Origin of the sequence: Paenibacillus sp. FSL W8-0187 (assembly GCF_037969755.1) — a bacterium.
Lineage (GTDB): Bacteria > Bacillota > Bacilli > Paenibacillales > Paenibacillaceae > Paenibacillus_AQ.
In genome coordinates this window covers 2,845,995-2,861,950 of record NZ_CP150206.1, presented here as the reverse complement: position 1 = coordinate 2,861,950, position 15,956 = coordinate 2,845,995, and the positions used below count along the sequence as shown (strand labels likewise).

Sequence of the window (15,956 nt, the reverse complement as noted above, 5' to 3'; positions counted from 1 at the left end):
TAGGAAGACGAAATAAGGCAGCGCATCGATCCGCCTTGCGGACCATGTGCTGCCTTATTTATTTTGCGATGTGTTACTCCGTTACCTTCAGTTCCTTCAACGGCATGGAATGCTGTCCTCTCGCCGTGACATGGGAAACGATGCGATAGGTTCCAGCCTCATCGAAGGTTTTCTCCATTTTGTAAACCCCGTCCTGATCATGCTTAACCGGGACCTTTGCCTGAACGCCTCCGCCTTCCAGCGTCACTTCAAATTCCACATTGTTCGCATCTTCGACCGGACTGCCTGCTTGCGTTACCTTCGCTTCGATCAGCACCTTCTCACCAGCCTTAATGCTCTCCGGCGTCAAAGACAGCTCGACAATAATGGGTTCCGCCATCACATCTTCTCCGGATTCCGCTTTGCTGTCATTACATGCGGCAAGCGCAACCGCCATCAGCACCATGGCTGCAAGTAAGGCTATCTTTTTTCGGGTCATTCTCTACACCTCTTTTACAGAATAGGGCTATGTATGGTTCATTCACGTAATGGTCATTACCAAACCTCGTTAAGTTACCTAATCCATTATATCGCATTATTCTTTTACTTCTATCTCATGCAGCTTACAATTGTGTGACGTTTATCATTGCCAAATGCACGGCTCAAGTCCAATTGTGTAACCAACAAAAAACAGCCCATAACCGCAGAATCTGCTGTTAGGGCTGTTCCTATGTACGTTTGCGCACCCATTATTCGGGTGTGAGTGAGTCCTTCATTGCGTAGTTTACAAGGATGCGACGATGGCATGCAGCTCCGATAAATGTTTGATCTCAAACTTCGGTTGAATGAACGGATCGTGAGGTCGGTTTACCCGATTGATCCAAACCGTATGCAGTCCTGCCGCATTCCCGCCTTTAATGTCTGTGGTCAGCTTATCTCCCACCATTACGGCCTGATCCGCCTCAACACCCAACAAATCCAGAGCATGCTGGAAGATGGAAACATCCGGCTTCCCTTTGCCAAAATCACCGGAGATGATGATATGATCAAAATAAGGAACCAGTTCTGGAACACCGTCCAGCTTCTCCTGCTGCAGATCCGGACTTCCGTTCGTGAGAAGCAGCAGCTTTACATTTCCCTGCAATTCCTTCAGAACTTCAAACGTTTCTTCATATACATAGGGTCTTGTTCTGCGTTCAGCAGCGAATTGTGCAGCCAACGTTTCGGCCAATGTTTCATGATCAACTCCCAGGCGCTGAAGTCCGCGTCGCCATGATTCCTTGCGGTATACGGGTGCCAGCTCCTGCAGCTTTCTGAATTCAGGCTGTGATCCAGCCGTGAAATTAGCCCACAAGCCTTCGAAAGGGTTAATTCCGATCATTTTGGTAAAAGCAAAAGTATCATATGACTCATATAATGCTCTAGCTTCTTCCCGTACTGCGGCCAAAAGTGCTTTGGCATCAATGCCGGTCTCGTTCGCTCCGGCCTGGCATGTCACTTCAAACGCTTCTTCCACACTACGTTCATCCCACAATAACGTGTCGTCCAAATCAAACAAAACCGCAGCTATCGGCATGTCTCTCCCACTCCTCATATACACTGTGATCTATTCTATTTGTTAATTATGCTCAACTGGAATTTGATGAGTTTTTGCGAACTCTTCTAATCTTTCGCCCATCGCTTTCGTATCATAAAGATTCATCATACGCGAGAATACCCAGTTGCCTGCTTTCCCCTTGCCCTGGATCACGACGGAACCCGAAGCCAATTTGATCTTCTCGATATCCGATACAGCCAGTCGACGTTCCCGATTGAACTTCATGGTGGATACGGAAGCACGCTCAATCTTCAAATAAGGCTTGCGTAAGAAAATCATAAGCGCTAACAGAATGTACAAGCTGACACCTACCCAGTTCAGTACATCGTTGCTTCCACCTGCAGCCTCGGACGTCGCCGTTCCAAGAAGTGCATACACACCAGCCAATGCAACAAGCACTAACGGAAGTACATATTTACGTCCCTTAAATACATCATGCTTATCAGTAACGGCAGAGCCTTGGTACGAGGTCAGCCCCTGCTTCTTACGCTGCTTGTTGAGCTGTGACATATTTTTGTTGACTTTTCTTTCCCATGATCGTGACATATGGTTCCCCCTGGATTAAATTTCAATATATTACCAATCCATATAAACTTGGGGTAACCGTATTCGATTCCCTCGAATAATCGGCACCCCAAGTATTATAATTCTATCCTACTATCTGGTCATGAATCACTGGTTGTAGATCCATGTTCCAGTTGATCGGCTAATGCTTTAATCGCGGGCCGCCTTTTTGTTCATTTTCATCAACCCATTCGATCGATTCCAGCTGTTGTCTAAAGTTACCTCGAATATTATTAAGGTATATTTCCCGAAGCTCTGCCCGTTCCTTGAGCTCTTCCGCGGTCAATCCCTCACTTTTCTGTTTTCTTGCTAGCACATTGATGCGTTCAACCAAAGTATCGATGTCCATGACTTCTCCTCCAATTCCGATATCATGTATAACTTAAACATGTGAAAAAGAGCTTGTCAAGGCAACTGCACCCTTGCAAACTCTGATTAATAACAAATATGAACATATGATGCCTATAAATGAGTCCTCTATGTCAAGAAATCAATAATCTTCTATTATAAACACGCTTATACTGCGTGAAATCACATCGTCAGGCAAACCTACAAATATGAAGCGAGAAATAGGGACATATATAAGGAAAGAGTTTCTCGTAGTGTCATCCCATTACCAGACCGGTAAAGACAACACCTCTCCTGCCTGTATATCCGGACCCTTCAATCCATTCATTCTTCGGATGCTATCCAGGTATACTCGCGTATCCATATCTGTCGGTTTATGAAGGGAAGCAATCCGCCACAAACTATCGCCATATTGAACAATAACCTGCTTCTCCCCCGTGGGTTTATCCATCCCCCCGGCAAAAACGGAATATGCCCCTGTCCAGCAGGATGCTACGATTAACAGAACGAATAAAAGCTTTATAAAAGGAATGGATGCCATTCTCGACTTCAATTGATCGATCCAAGTCTCGGAGGACTTCGTTTGCACTGGAACGTTCTCATAAATGCTACGGTATGTACTGTATTTCAACATGGAATCATCATCTCCCAAACAAGTGTTCTCTTATGGATTCATATTAACACGAACACTTGTTTGATTCAATACCAAAAAGAACATTTGTTCTATTTTTATTTAGAACTTATGTTTGTACGAACGGAAGTTCTATGTTATAATTTTCCCAAACGTTACTAAATGGGGTTGATACGGCATGTCGAAAATATCCAGCCGCCAGCTGGCGATCTTAGAGTTTATCCGCAACGAAGTTCGTAGCAAGGGTTACCCGCCTTCTGTCCGGGAAATCGGCGAGGCTGTCGGACTAGCTTCCAGTTCAACGGTCCATGGACATCTTGACCGCTTGGAGAAGAAAGGCCTCATTCGCCGTGACCCTACGAAACCAAGAGCAATCGAACTGCTTGGCCAAGAAGAGTCCGAAAGCGCAAGCCTGTTTACTCACACCATTGCCAGAGTGCCTGTTGTCGGAAAAGTCACTGCAGGTGTTCCTATTACAGCCATGGAGAACATTGAGGATTACTTCCCACTCCCACAGCATTATGTAGGCGACGATAAGGTGTTCATGTTGTCGGTTATTGGTGACAGTATGATCGAAGCTGGCATTCACAGCGGCGACTATGTCATTGTTCGCCAGCAGCAAACTGCAGACAATGGCGACATTGTCGTAGCGATGACAGAGGAAGACGAAGCAACTGTGAAGACCTTCTATAAGGAGAAGGATCATGTACGATTGCAACCGGAGAATCCTACCTACGAGCCACTGCGCCTGAACCATGTTACGATTCTCGGTAAAGTAATCGGACTCTTCCGGGATGTCCACTAATTTCATATATCTATCTATGAAGAATAGGTTACCTCCCTTAATTGGATGGTAACCTATTGCTTTTTCTATATAGATAATGAAACATGATCCTAGCTAGTTTGCCAACACCATAACGCCTTGCTTAAGATCCAGTCGATACATCCGCTTAGGTTTATAATCCGGCGAACCTTCCCCACCCGGCCCCTCCGTGGACTCTAGAACAAGCTTATTATCTTTAACCATGGGAGTAGTACCTGGTCTATAATATGAAAAGTAGGATACCAAGGATTCATCCTGAAATCGGAGCTGGACGGCTTTACCCGTTTCATGCTCCACTGCGAACGCATAGATTTGTATACCATGACAGTCCCTATATTGCGGTGCGAGTATAAATACATCGGCAGCTTGAAACGGCAGGCGAATCATATCAACCGGAGCAGATGTTGGTTGAATAAAAGTAAGATCCCCCAGCGTAGTTACTTCATTTGTAACTTGGTTAGTACTATACTGTACGCTGTAGTTTCCGGTAAACGACATATCCGTTTCGATACCGAAGCAGCTCGGTGCTCCCAATGTCGTTATTTTTTCCTGTCCAACTGCAATAACCCTTAACCTTCCTTCATCCGTTACGCCTTGTGCCCGGATTGTCTCTTCCGTACCAGGAGGTAAAGTCCCTGCTCTCTGTTGTTCCTCTCTGCCAAAAGGTAATTGAAAGGCAATTAAAATAATCAGAAGCATTAACCCTCCAGCAAATCCAACTTGTAAGTGCTTTCGACGTTTAGGCTTGCTGTCGGTGAAAATCACGGACCTATGCACGTTTTTTTTCATTTCAGATGTGAACTTTTCATCTGAAAAGGGAGTTTTTTTAGCCCGGGAATACCAGTCTGGTTTATCCTCATTCATCGCCATTCTCCTTCAACAGGTTCTGTACTTTTTTCCTTGCCCGATACAGTCTGGATTTCACGGTACCCGCCGCTAGGTTAAGGAACTCCGCAATCTGATTTATTGACATCTCATAGTAAAGATCCAGGATCAACACCTCCCTGAACTTCCTGGGTAAGGTCATAATCATGGCCCATATTTCATCCGTGAACTGCCCGTCCAGATATTCCAATTCCGCGGACCGACTTGACGCATCTGTGTGCAGTCTGTCCTTAAGGGTCACATTCCGAAAGAAAAAAGTCTGTTTATATCGAAACGCGGTATGTCTTGTAATTGTAAGCAGCCACGTTTTTAGCGTCGCCCGACCGCGAAAGGTATGTATGCCAAAATAAGCTTTAATAAACACCTCTTGAGCAATATCGTCAGCCAGTGCTTGCTGTTTGGTCAGAAAATAAGCGTAATTCCAGATATCATTTCCGTATAAGTTCATGATTTTATCCAGTGTCTGGGTGTCCATCACCGTCATCTGCTTCAAGTATTCCAGCTCCAACCGATTCACCTCGTCTAATTAGAGTCATGGAAGTGAGTAAAGGTTCCCTTTTTTCGAAAAATAAAAAAAGAATCTTCCCTTTTATGGAGGGCGATTCTGTATTGGCTGCATTCCTGAACGGTTCTCCAAAATCATAAACCAAAATCTATTGCCATTGCTACTAAACTAACGGAGCCTCATCCCAGGCCTGTTTAAATTGAGAACCAAATCTTCGAATGGATTCTATGTCGGCGGTTAACTGAAAATCCTGTTCCGATCCGTAAAAATGCAACTGATAGATTCCTTCTTGTTCCTTTGGCTCCCAGCTCAGCTGGTATAAATGTTTTTCGAAAGACATAAATAAACCATCTAATTTAAAACCATTTAAATACTCAAGCGGAAATTCAGCAGTTACCGAAATATAATTCCGGATTGTCAAATTCGTCCACCCAAAATTCAAATCATAAATGATTCGGTTAGCCTGAAAAAACTTAAAATTGATCTGGCATCCTTCATCCTCACCAGGAATACGAGATATAAACGCGAACACTGCCCGAGTTCCCTTCTCTTCGTGGTCACTTAGAGTTGCCATTTACGGGCCTCCTTCGTTGTTCCACTTACCACAGCAGCATTTCCCCTACTCCACTAACTTTATATGAAACCTGACTAATATTCCATATGCCTGTTTGATCATATTCATTGGAAAAACAAAAACCCCTCACGCCTTACGGCGCAAGGGATTCCTCTATTAATACATTGTAATGTACTGATCGCGTTCCCACTGATGAACTTGCGTGCGGTACATGTCCCATTCGATTTCTTTCAGCTCGTAGAAGTGAGCCAGCGCATGATCCCCGAGCGCATCGGAAATGACTTCGCTGCGAATCAACTCGTTAATGGCTTCTTTCAGGTTTGCCGGCAAGCTAGGGATGCCTTCCTCAATACGCTCTTCTTCCGTCATCACATAGATGTTACGGTCGATTGGAGACGGGAGCGACAGCTCGCGCTTCACGCCATCCAAACCTGCTTTCAGCATGACAGCCAAAGCCAGATACGGGTTAGCCGCCGGATCCGGGTTACGCACCTCAATACGCGTGCTAAGGCCACGGGATGCAGGAATTCGAATCATTGGGCTGCGGTTACTTGCAGACCATGCTACGTAGCAAGGTGCTTCGTAACCAGGCACGAGACGCTTGTACGAGTTCACCGTTGGGTTCGTGATCGCAGCAAACGCGCGTGCATGCTTAAGAATACCCGCCATATAGTTACGAGCCGTTACGCTCAAGCCAAGCTCATCACTCTCGTCGACAAACGCGTTCTCGCTTCCTTTGAAGAGCGATTGGTTACAGTGCATACCAGAGCCGTTCACGCCGAATAGCGGTTTTGGCATAAATGTTGCAATCAGTCCATGCTGACGAGCAATCGTCTTAACTACCAATTTAAATGTTTGAATCTGGTCAGCTGCTTTGATCGCATCGGCATACTTGAAGTCGATTTCGTGCTGGCCAGGAGCAACTTCATGGTGAGAAGCTTCGATTTCAAAGCCCATCTCTTCCAGTGTCAGTACGATATCGCGGCGGCAGTTCTCGCCAAGATCCGTAGGCGCAAGGTCAAAGTATCCGCCTTGGTCATTAAGCTCCAGGGTAGGGTTGCCTTTTTCATCGGTTTTGAACAGGAAGAATTCTGGCTCCGGACCGACATTCATAGAAGTGAAGCCCATCTCTTCAGCTTCTTTCAGCGCTCTCTTCAGAATGCCGCGCGGATCTCCTGCGAACTGAGTGCCGTCAGGCATGTAGACATCGCAGATCAGACGTGCGACACGATCCTCGGATACCCATGGAAAGATCATGAAGGTATCCAGATCCGGGTACAGATACATATCGGATTCTTCAATACGTACATAACCTTCGATGGACGAACCGTCGAACATCATTTTATTATCAAGCGCTTTAGGCAGCTGGCTTACAGGAATCTCAACATTTTTAATCGTTCCAAGCAAATCTGTAAATTGCAAGCGGATAAATCGAACATTTTCTTCTTTGGCAATACGTAGAATGTCCTCTCTGGTATAACTCACTTTATCCTCTCCTTTTTAAATAAAAAACTAGAATTAATGAAGAATTACAGCATGGCAATCCTTATTTATTAAAAAACCGGGATAATTCCCCTTGAATCAATGAAACCTGACCCGGTCTTCTAGCGGTAATCAATTCCTGCTTCAGCAAACGTCGCAACTGGGACTCCGACATCTCACGGCGTCTGTTCTCGGTATCAGGAGTAATGACAGTAGCCTCTTCAGACTCTTTCGTGACAGGGTTCATTACCTGCTTAATGCCGGCGATATTAACACCTTTTTCAATCAAAGCCTTAATCTCTAGCAGTCGCTCCACATCATTGAAGGAAAACAGGCGTTGGTTGCCCGACGTACGGGCTGGGACAATTAAGTTATGCTGCTCATAATAGCGAATTTGTCTGGCGGATAAATCCGTAAGCTTCATAACAATGCCTATCGGAAATAATGCCATATTCCTCCGAATCTCATCACCCATATCTCATCAACCTTCCAAGTGGTCTATTCTGATCTTATTGTACATTTCCTGATCAACCACGTCAACCGCATGTAAGGATAACTCACAACAAATTACGATCTTTCATGCTTTGGAGTGCCATAAGCACACCATATTTAACATGAGAGTAGGTCAAGCCACCTTGCATATACCCGATATAAGGTGATCGGATTGGCGCATCCGCGGATAATTCGAGGCTTCCTCCCTGGATGAACGTACCTGCCGCCATAATTACAGGATGTTCATATCCAGGCATATCCCAAGGCTCTGGCACCACATGACTGTCGACTGCCGCCGCCCGCTGAATCCCCTGTACAAAAGCGATCAGATGATCCGCTCCGGTAAACGATACGGCCTGAATCAAATCGGTCCGCTCATCCTGCCAGCCCGGCTTGGTTGTGAACCCCACTGCCTCAAACATCGCGGCGGCATAAATGCTGCCCTTGACCGCTTGGCCAACCGTGGATGGTGCCAGGAATAATCCCTGATAAATGCCTCTGGTCGTTCCCAGCATAGCCCCTACTTCACGTCCGATGCCGGGAGCAGTCAGCCGATAGGCTGCCTTATCCACATAGGCTGCTTTACCGCATATGTAACCGCCGGTTTCGGCAATGCCGCCGCCAGGGTTTTTGATAAGCGACCCCGCCATCAGATCAACGCCAACCTCCGTCGGTTCCAATCGCTCCGTAAACTCACCGTAACAGTTATCAACGAAAATAATCAAATCCGGGCGAATGGACCGAATCCGGTTTACCATGTCACCAATCTGGGATACCGTGAACGAAGAACGCCAATCATATCCACGGGAACGCTGGATACCAATAACCTTGGTTGAAGACGTGATTGCCTTCTCTACCCGCTCCCAATCGATTTCCCCTTGTTCTGTTAGCGCAACCTCCTGATAACCGATTCCAAAATCTCGAAGGGATCCGCTGCCGTCCCCGGGTTCGCCTATCACTTTATGGAGGGTGTCATAGGGACGACCCGAAATATACAACAGCTCATCTCCCGGTCTTAACACACCAAACAGTGCGGTTGAGATCGTATGGGTACCGGAAGCAAAATGCGGCCTGACCAGGGCAGATTCGGCTCCAAATACGTCTGCGTAGACTTCATCCAGCACTTCACGGCCGCGATCATTGTATGCATACCCGGTTGAAGCCGCAAAATGAAAATCACTCACCTGAAACTTCTGGAAAGCATCGATCACCTTCCACTGATTAAAATCAACGATATTATCGATCTCCCGTAAACGCTGTCCGATTTTGGACTCAATCTCACTGCTCAATTCAAGTATATCTTGCGAAAATCTTGCCATGACCAACTGCTCTCTCCTCTTTTACACATGATGTCTCACATCTTAACACATATTTTTATTTCATAGAACTCGCAATGCTTGAGCACCCTGAACACGCAATATAAGCCCCATACAGGGGCTTACACTACGATTCCTATTGGTACCTAAGATCCGTTCTGGACGTAATCATGGAGCAAGTAACCCATTTTCTCATAATCCGCTTTATTGATTCGCACCTCATAGAGGATATCATTCTCATCAAAAGACTGCTCCAGCACGTCTCCGACACGGTATACAACCGAGTTCAGATCGCCACGGTCTGCCGGAATCCGGAACGTCACGTTCCCTCCAGACAGCTGGTCCTGAATCGCTTCACGAACCATTTCCAAATCCTGATCTTGATACGCACTAATCTTTAATTGACCATCCCCTGTAGGCAGCATCTCTAGCTGATCCGGTTCACATGCGTCCTTCTTGTTAAACAGAACGATCTGCGGTTTATCCGCCGCCCCCAGATCCTGAAGTATGGATTGAACGACAGCCATCTGTTCGTCCCGCATCGGGGACGAAGCATCTACGACATGAAGAATCAGATCGGCTTCGTTGGCTTCTTCCAGCGTCGCACGGAACGCGGCTACCAGATCATGAGGAAGGTTCTGTATAAATCCCACGGTATCCGTTAGCACAACTTCCTTGCCGCTAGGCAGCTCCAACACGCGCGAAGTGGGGTCCAGCGTAGCAAATAATTGATCTTGGATATAAACATCTGCGGCCGTTAACCGGTTTAACAATGTTGACTTGCCGGCATTGGTATAACCGACTAGAGCAACCTGTACGGCACCGCTCTTCTTCCGCCGCTCCCGATGGAGCGTACGATGCCTTGTGACTTCATCCAGCTGCCGCTTCAGGTCGCTGATTCTGTCACGAATATGCCGGCGGTCGGTTTCGAGTTTACTTTCCCCTGGTCCACGTGTCCCGATCCCCGCCCCGAGCCTGGACAGATTCTTACCATGTCCCGACAACCGCGGGAGCAAATAAGTAAGCTGTGCTAACTCCACCTGAATAATCCCCTCACGGGTCTTCGCACGTTGAGCGAAAATATCCAGTATCAATTGAGTACGGTCGATAATTTTCACATCGAGTGATTCTTCCAGATTTCGTACTTGTGCGCCGGATAATTCCTGATCAAATATGGCTGTTGTTGCGCCCAACCCATCAATCGCCATGCGCAGTTCTTCGACCTTCCCTTTGCCGATAAACCACTTGGAATCCGGAACTTCGCGATTCTGCGTAATGACATCCAGCACCTCCACTCCAGCGGTTTCAGCTAGCTGAACCAGCTCCTGCAGCGAGTGTTCCGGATTAATTCCTGTACGTTTAACTGCATCCGTCACCAAACTGACCAAAACGGCTTTATCTTCGATCTCTGTCCGGGTATCATGCGTTATATTTGTCATATAGCCAACTCCTTCTATCATTACATCTCCTAATTTAACTAACCGCTGCTGCCTGCAATACACATTATGATCCAAAGAAAGCAGCGTTACCCCTTCATTATGTTCGAAGACAAGCTTAAAATCATTGTATTTTTCCATTTAACTTAAAGTCCTCCGGCCGCAGGGTCATAAGCTCAAGCTTGCCGGGGTTTCCGGTTACGTACTGATTTAGCAGCCGAACCGATTGATTCCTTATCGATTTCTCGATGACATTCCGTACATAACGCGCATTACTGAAGGCGTGCAGTCCATGATCCTTCTCCATCTGCAGGTGTTCCTTGAGCTTGCTCAGCGACTGCGGCATCAAGATATAATCCCTCTCCTTTGCCATCAGCTCCGAAATCTGGATCAATTGATCCAAATTGTAATCCGGGAAGTCCATCTGGATCGGAAAACGGGAATACAGGCCGGGATTCGAATCCATAAAAAAATCAATCTCATCGCTATAGCCTGCCAGAATAAGAATGAACTGGTTTTTATGATCCTCCATCGCCTTAACCAGCGTATCGATCGCTTCCTTGCCAAAATCCTTCTCACCACCGCGCGCCAAACTGTAAGCCTCATCGATGAACAGAATTCCTCCAAGCGCTTTTTTGACCAATTCTCTGGTCTTTTGTGCCGTGTGACCGATATATTCACCTACGAGATCGGCCCGCTCCACTTCGACTAGATGACCCTTATTAAGCACGCCCATCTTCTGGAACAGCTTTGCCACGATACGAGCGACTGTGGTTTTCCCAGTTCCGGGGTTTCCTTTAAAAATCATATGGTACACATGACCGCCACTTAATAAGCCTGCTTCCAAACGCATCTGGGCCACTTGAAGCAATGCATAGATTTCAAATACCAGGTCTTTGATTTGTTCGAGACCTACCAGTTGATCCAGCTCTTTCTGTATTTCCTGGAATAGACTGTGCTGGGAAACAGGGTTTGGCGAAGGGGCCGGTTCGCGTTCCGGAACCGCACTGCTGATGAGTGGAGGTTCCGCGCTGCGGAGCACGACATTAATCTGCCTGGATGGCCGTCCTTCAGATCGGCCGTTAGCGGCCGTTACACGCCCGTTCATTGCTCCTCACCTCTTTACCAAAGGGCTGACTATCTATTCCAATGTATTCTATTTACAGCCTGCTTATTAGAAGTTTCGTCCTCATAGGACACCCATGGCGATCAACAGCCGATCGGCCGTCCATTTCGTATAAGCCAGCACTTCTCTAGACTTGTGTTTAGCCATCGGCAAAACGATAGATTCCGTCAGCGACATAGAAGGATGATCGTAACCAAGGGTTGTTGCAACCTCCATCGCTCTCGTCCCGTGATAGTCATGGGTTATTATAATGGCAGTGTTCCACCCATGCTCCTCCATAATCGCTTGGCTGAAGAGCAAATTCTCGTAAGTGCTCGTTGCTTCGTTCTCCAGGAAGATCCGTTCCTCCGGTACGCCCGCGTCAACCAAGAAATTTCGCATTCCTTCGGCTTCGGTATATGGATACCCCGGCTTATCGAGGCCGCCAGAAACGATGAAGGTATCAAAACGGCCTGCATGGTATTCAACTAGCGCATGCTCGAGCCGCTCGCGAAGCCCCGGACTTGGCTGATCTCCCCACATGGAAGCGCCCAGGATAATGCCGACATCCGCTTTCTCCGACGGACTGCTGACGGCACTTTCGATCTTCCAATATGCATAACCTGACCATAGCACTCCAAGAACAACGAGAGAGAGCAGGGTAATCATCCCTCGCCGATACCATGCTCTCTTCTTCGTGCCTGTTTGAGACAGACTCTTATGTATTTCCTGACGCATTATTTCTTCCTCCTGAACTCTCCATTATGAAATAACTGGTCGCGGTGCTTCAGAGACATCATAAAGTAAGGGAATTCATGCGCGTCGATGGCCCGAAGCAGATTCCGTGCGGTCACCTTGGCCAGCCTGTAGTCATCCCGGGTAATGTCATTCCGCCCTAGGGCATCCTCAAGCTCATCTTCATCCAGCAAGAACACTTCACCATTCTTGACGACCACAACGTCCAAATACAGATCGTCAAACCAAGGAACACCCTGATCGGTTACCCCCTGTTTCTTGCAAATATCGATGTACCATTGAACAATATTGCGTTTGTCATCAAACATGGCGGTCACGATGAAATGGCTGTCCTTCGGATAATACTGCAGCCATGAATAGCCTTTGTCCGCGATTCGGTAAGTATGACGGCCATACGTCTTCCATAACGGTTCTTTCAGGCCATATATGGTATATAACGTGAGATACCCTGTAAACTGCTCACATTCCACATACCGGGAAGTGAAGTGCCGGCGGGTGATACGGCGCCAATTCGCCCGATCTCCGAATTTACGTTTCATGGAACTTTTCCTCCCCATTCGTATTCCCAGCTTACCACATTTGGGTATCACACTCAAAACAAAGAAGCCTCCGCAATCATGCGGAGGCTCTCAAGTTCATTATGGACTATCTTGGAACTGGTCAGAACCATCAACCGGATCTGACGGATCCACAATGGTTCCCGGTACCGTAGGAATATCACCCGAATCACTGTCGGTTCCTCCAGTGCCTGTGTCACCATGGTTAGATCCATCTCCTGAGCCATCAGATCCATTGCCAGGATTTTGACCATCTTGGCCATTCCCGGCTCCGTTTCCATTGTCAGGAGGGTTCGTTCCATTACCGTTACCATTGCCATTGCCTGGGCCTTCACCATTCCCATTGCCTGGCTCGCCATTACCATTATCATTACCGTTGCCATTTCCGTTCCCGTTGCCATTCTCATTCCCAGGAGGGAACTCATTGCCTGCTCCGTTGTCACCTTCATCAACCGGAGGCGGTTCCTGGATGTCCCCCGGATCGGGTTCAAGATCCTCAGGCGGCAATTCCTCGGAAACGGCCACAATCTGCAGGAGGTTCGAAGGTGCCGACTCCTGGCTCGTAGACGGGTCTATAGCAGTCACATAATAATCATAGGTCAATCCCTCCATTGCACTCAAATCCTCAATGGACGTACCAATTAAGGCATCGAGAATCGGGGTGTATTCCGATTCCGACGTTTCCTTACGATACACGCGGTATTGCACGTTGCCCTGAACCGGATTCCAGCTCAGTGATACGGTCTGAGTCTCTCCGTTATAGGAGCCCGTCAAACCGCTGACTGCGGTTAATGTCGTTTCTTCAACAGGCGGCTTTACCGGCTCGGTACTCGGGAAGCTCTTCGCTTCATAGCCTTGAACAGCCTTCTCCATCACTTTGCCCCATAAGGAAGCTGAGATCGAACTGCTTCGTTTCAGCAGATGCTGCCGGTCTGGGTTATCATAGCCCATCCACACAGCTGCGGTTAACTCCGGCGTATATCCGACAAACCATACGTCGCGGTTTGAGCTGACGCCCTTATAGCCGCTCTGCGTGGTTCCGGTCTTACCGGCTACCGGACGACTGATCCGGGCATTTCTACCCGTTCCGTCCTCTACAACGCGCTTCATCATGTCTGTCATTTGCGAAGCCGTCGAAGCGCTCATCACGCGCTTCCCTTTGCTGCCTTTGTTCTCATGCACAACCTTGCCTTTGTTATCTTTAATCTGTTTGATTGCAAAAGCCTCTTTAAATTCTCCGCCATTAGCAAAGGCGCTGAAAGCTTGTGCCATCTCGAATGTGTTCGTACCGGTATTCATTCCGCCGAGGGCCAGGGATAAGTTCGCGTCGCCTTCGGTCATCTTGATGCCGAGACTCTGAGCGAACTCGAATCCGGTTTTTACGCCGATTTGGTTCAACAGCCATACGGCCGGAATGTTCTCGGAACGCTGAATCGCTTCCGGCATACCAATCGTCTCTGAATATCCGTGCAGGTTTCTTGGGCAATAGTTGGTGCCAAAACATTGCTGTTTATTACTCAATCTGGAGTCCTTCGTAAACTTCCCGGATTCCAGCGCCGGTGCGTACGATACAATCGGCTTCAAGGCGGAGCCCGGCTGACGACGGCTGTCGGTAGCCCGGCTAAACCCGCCGCGGGTATATTCTCGTCCACCCGACATCGCTACGATACCGCCGGTCTCCTGGTTAATGATGACCATGGAGCCCTCAACGGGTACGTCATCAGGACCTTTTTCAAAGTTTTCCGGATTCTTGAACTCTTCTTCCATTGCCGTCTGGGCATTCACGTCCATCGTTGTGTAAATCTGATAACCGCCAATATTAACATCGTCCTCGGTGAGGCCCCATTTTTCTTCGGCTTCTTCCATTACATAGTCGATAAACGCTGTATATTTCTGTTGTCTTTCAGGCGGTGTATACGCATAGTCCACTTTCTTGGCTTTCGCCGCCTCTTCGGCCGTGATATAACCCTGCTGTTCCATCAAAGTCAATACCACCGCACGACGCTCTTTGGAGAGCTCCGGGTTCTTGAGCGGATTATATCGGGACGGCCCCTTCGGCATTGCCGCCAGTGTTGCTATTTCCCATATCTCCAGTTTTTTCAGATCTGATTCGCCGAAATAACGCTCGGACGCGGCTTTAATGCCGTAATAAGGCCCCCCGAAGTTAATCCGGTTCAAGTACATCTCAATAATTTCCTGTTTACTGTGCTTACGCTCAAGCGCCAGCGCGATCGACATTTCAGTCGCCTTCCGGAAGAATGTTTTATCCCTTGTCAGGAATATGTTCTTCGCCAGCTGCTGCGTGATCGTACTTCCGCCTTCGACCATGGAACGGGCCATGACATCCTTTACCGCTGCGCGGCCGATCGACCACATGTCTACGCCGTTATGCTCCATGAACCGTTTATCTTCTGTTGCAATAAATGCTTGTACCAACAGCTCCGGAATATCCTCGTACTTCACAGGATCACTCTTCTGAAGGGACAGTTCGCCCATCAGTGTGCCATTACGGTCATATACCTTGGAAGTACCGTAAGCGGTCAGCTTATCCTGATTCTGCTCCAGCAGCTTTTCACCGCTGATCAAGATGAACAAATAACCTGCAAGTGCACAGAAGATCGCAATGACAGCCGTAAAAAACAATGCCCATGCAATTCGCTTTCCTTTGCCTTTTTTCTTCTTCGCATTCGGTTTCGTGGTTTTGGATGTCTTCGGGTTGTCTTTGTTTTTGTTCAACCGTGACATCTGATTATCTTTTCCAGCCATTTGTCCCCCTCCTTACTCCCTTGCGGGATCAAGCCTTCTGACTCAAGTCATGCCTCGGAAAGAAAAGAACAACCTTCTCAGGTTGCTCTCTGCACTCCTTATAAGCTAAACGAAATATAAGCCAAAAAGTTTCAAATTAA

The 15,956-nt window shown here is 47.6% G+C and carries 17 protein-coding genes; 1 reads left to right on the top strand and 16 read right to left on the bottom strand.

Annotated elements, in window-relative coordinates:
• Nucleotides 1–73 precede the first annotated feature (73 nt).
• The 5 genes from MKY48_RS12870 to MKY48_RS12850 form a co-directional block, all read right to left on the bottom strand.
• Nucleotides 74–478 carry a FixH family protein gene (locus MKY48_RS12870; RefSeq protein WP_076321148.1) on the bottom strand — a complete coding sequence of 135 codons (405 nt, stop codon included), beginning with the start codon at nucleotides 476–478 and terminating at the stop codon, nucleotides 74–76.
• A gap of 285 nt (nucleotides 479–763) precedes the next feature.
• Nucleotides 764–1,555 (bottom strand): HAD family hydrolase, encoded by a 792-nt coding sequence (locus MKY48_RS12865; RefSeq protein WP_339293071.1) that lies wholly within the window; start codon nucleotides 1,553–1,555, stop codon nucleotides 764–766.
• A gap of 42 nt (nucleotides 1,556–1,597) precedes the next feature.
• Nucleotides 1,598–2,122, bottom strand: a complete 525-nt coding sequence (locus MKY48_RS12860; RefSeq protein WP_076321146.1) for a hypothetical protein — start codon at nucleotides 2,120–2,122, stop codon at nucleotides 1,598–1,600.
• A gap of 160 nt (nucleotides 2,123–2,282) precedes the next feature.
• Nucleotides 2,283–2,489 carry a DUF896 domain-containing protein gene (locus tag MKY48_RS12855; RefSeq protein ID WP_076321145.1) on the bottom strand — a complete coding sequence of 69 codons (207 nt, stop codon included), beginning with the start codon at nucleotides 2,487–2,489 and terminating at the stop codon, nucleotides 2,283–2,285.
• A gap of 264 nt (nucleotides 2,490–2,753) precedes the next feature.
• Nucleotides 2,754–3,122: a LysM peptidoglycan-binding domain-containing protein gene (locus MKY48_RS12850; RefSeq protein ID WP_076321339.1), complete on the bottom strand. Its 369-nt coding sequence runs from the start codon at nucleotides 3,120–3,122 to the stop codon at nucleotides 2,754–2,756.
• A 175-nt stretch (nucleotides 3,123–3,297) separates the two neighbouring features.
• On the opposite strand from MKY48_RS12850, the gene lexA reads away from it, so the two are divergent.
• Nucleotides 3,298–3,924 carry a transcriptional repressor LexA gene (gene lexA, locus MKY48_RS12845; RefSeq protein WP_076321144.1) on the top strand — a complete coding sequence of 209 codons (627 nt, stop codon included), beginning with the start codon at nucleotides 3,298–3,300 and terminating at the stop codon, nucleotides 3,922–3,924.
• Nucleotides 3,925–4,017: 93 nt separating this feature from the next.
• Here lexA and MKY48_RS12840 read toward each other — a convergent pair whose 3' ends face one another.
• From MKY48_RS12840 to MKY48_RS12790, 11 genes are all read right to left on the bottom strand, one after another.
• Entirely contained in the window at nucleotides 4,018–4,806 is a 789-nt protein-coding gene (locus tag MKY48_RS12840; protein WP_339293070.1) for a hypothetical protein, read from the bottom strand.
• Nucleotides 4,799–5,335 (bottom strand): RNA polymerase sigma factor, encoded by a 537-nt coding sequence (locus MKY48_RS12835; RefSeq protein ID WP_339293069.1) that lies wholly within the window; start codon nucleotides 5,333–5,335, stop codon nucleotides 4,799–4,801. The genes MKY48_RS12840 and MKY48_RS12835 overlap by 8 nt, the downstream gene beginning before the upstream one ends.
• 160 nt (nucleotides 5,336–5,495) lie before the next feature.
• Nucleotides 5,496–5,906 (bottom strand): hypothetical protein, encoded by a 411-nt coding sequence (locus MKY48_RS12830; RefSeq protein WP_339293068.1) that lies wholly within the window; start codon nucleotides 5,904–5,906, stop codon nucleotides 5,496–5,498.
• A 156-nt stretch (nucleotides 5,907–6,062) separates the two neighbouring features.
• Nucleotides 6,063–7,391: a type I glutamate--ammonia ligase gene (gene glnA / locus MKY48_RS12825; protein ID WP_339272365.1), complete on the bottom strand. Its 1,329-nt coding sequence runs from the start codon at nucleotides 7,389–7,391 to the stop codon at nucleotides 6,063–6,065.
• A 61-nt stretch (nucleotides 7,392–7,452) separates the two neighbouring features.
• Complete coding sequence (locus MKY48_RS12820) at nucleotides 7,453–7,863, bottom strand: MerR family transcriptional regulator (RefSeq protein WP_076321140.1); 411 nt, start codon at nucleotides 7,861–7,863, stop codon at nucleotides 7,453–7,455.
• An 82-nt stretch (nucleotides 7,864–7,945) separates the two neighbouring features.
• The gene (locus MKY48_RS12815) at nucleotides 7,946–9,199 is read right to left on the bottom strand and encodes a methionine gamma-lyase family protein (protein WP_098743223.1); all 1,254 of its coding nucleotides are present in this window, start codon (nucleotides 9,197–9,199) and stop codon (nucleotides 7,946–7,948) included.
• A gap of 143 nt (nucleotides 9,200–9,342) precedes the next feature.
• Nucleotides 9,343–10,635 carry a GTPase HflX gene (gene hflX, locus MKY48_RS12810; RefSeq protein WP_339293067.1) on the bottom strand — a complete coding sequence of 431 codons (1,293 nt, stop codon included), beginning with the start codon at nucleotides 10,633–10,635 and terminating at the stop codon, nucleotides 9,343–9,345.
• 121 nt (nucleotides 10,636–10,756) lie between these two features.
• Nucleotides 10,757–11,740 (bottom strand): AAA family ATPase, encoded by a 984-nt coding sequence (locus tag MKY48_RS12805; RefSeq protein WP_076321137.1) that lies wholly within the window; start codon nucleotides 11,738–11,740, stop codon nucleotides 10,757–10,759.
• Between the two features lie 81 nt (nucleotides 11,741–11,821).
• The gene (locus tag MKY48_RS12800) at nucleotides 11,822–12,475 is read right to left on the bottom strand and encodes a YdcF family protein (protein WP_339293066.1); all 654 of its coding nucleotides are present in this window, start codon (nucleotides 12,473–12,475) and stop codon (nucleotides 11,822–11,824) included.
• On the bottom strand, nucleotides 12,475–13,032 hold the full coding sequence (locus MKY48_RS12795) for a DUF402 domain-containing protein (protein ID WP_071218240.1): 558 nt from the start codon (nucleotides 13,030–13,032) through the stop codon (nucleotides 12,475–12,477). Before MKY48_RS12795 ends, MKY48_RS12800 begins: the two co-directional genes overlap by 1 nt.
• Nucleotides 13,033–13,131: 99 nt before the next feature.
• Nucleotides 13,132–15,816 carry a PBP1A family penicillin-binding protein gene (locus MKY48_RS12790; RefSeq protein WP_339293065.1) on the bottom strand — a complete coding sequence of 895 codons (2,685 nt, stop codon included), beginning with the start codon at nucleotides 15,814–15,816 and terminating at the stop codon, nucleotides 13,132–13,134.
• Between the last annotated feature and the right edge of the window lie 140 nt (nucleotides 15,817–15,956).

What these genes read in the sequence shown, in the direction of transcription:
- MKY48_RS12870 (WP_076321148.1), bottom strand. Translation starts at nt 478, where the DNA reads ATGACCCGAAAAAAGATAGCCTTACTTGCAGCCATGGTGCTGATGGCG.
- MKY48_RS12865 (WP_339293071.1), bottom strand. Translation starts at nt 1,555, where the DNA reads ATGCCGATAGCTGCGGTTTTGTTTGATTTGGACGACACGTTATTGTGG.
- MKY48_RS12860 (WP_076321146.1), bottom strand. Translation starts at nt 2,122, where the DNA reads ATGTCACGATCATGGGAAAGAAAAGTCAACAAAAATATGTCACAGCTC.
- MKY48_RS12855 (WP_076321145.1), bottom strand. Translation starts at nt 2,489, where the DNA reads ATGGACATCGATACTTTGGTTGAACGCATCAATGTGCTAGCAAGAAAA.
- MKY48_RS12850 (WP_076321339.1), bottom strand. Translation starts at nt 3,122, where the DNA reads ATGTTGAAATACAGTACATACCGTAGCATTTATGAGAACGTTCCAGTG.
- lexA (WP_076321144.1), top strand. Translation starts at nt 3,298, where the DNA reads ATGTCGAAAATATCCAGCCGCCAGCTGGCGATCTTAGAGTTTATCCGC.
- MKY48_RS12840 (WP_339293070.1), bottom strand. Translation starts at nt 4,806, where the DNA reads ATGAATGAGGATAAACCAGACTGGTATTCCCGGGCTAAAAAAACTCCC.
- MKY48_RS12830 (WP_339293068.1), bottom strand. Translation starts at nt 5,906, where the DNA reads ATGGCAACTCTAAGTGACCACGAAGAGAAGGGAACTCGGGCAGTGTTC.
- MKY48_RS12820 (WP_076321140.1), bottom strand. Translation starts at nt 7,863, where the DNA reads ATGGGTGATGAGATTCGGAGGAATATGGCATTATTTCCGATAGGCATT.
- MKY48_RS12815 (WP_098743223.1), bottom strand. Translation starts at nt 9,199, where the DNA reads ATGGCAAGATTTTCGCAAGATATACTTGAATTGAGCAGTGAGATTGAG.
- hflX (WP_339293067.1), bottom strand. Translation starts at nt 10,635, where the DNA reads ATGACAAATATAACGCATGATACCCGGACAGAGATCGAAGATAAAGCC.
- MKY48_RS12805 (WP_076321137.1), bottom strand. Translation starts at nt 11,740, where the DNA reads ATGAACGGGCGTGTAACGGCCGCTAACGGCCGATCTGAAGGACGGCCA.
- MKY48_RS12800 (WP_339293066.1), bottom strand. Translation starts at nt 12,475, where the DNA reads ATGCGTCAGGAAATACATAAGAGTCTGTCTCAAACAGGCACGAAGAAG.
- MKY48_RS12795 (WP_071218240.1), bottom strand. Translation starts at nt 13,032, where the DNA reads ATGAAACGTAAATTCGGAGATCGGGCGAATTGGCGCCGTATCACCCGC.
- MKY48_RS12790 (WP_339293065.1), bottom strand. Translation starts at nt 15,816, where the DNA reads ATGGCTGGAAAAGATAATCAGATGTCACGGTTGAACAAAAACAAAGAC.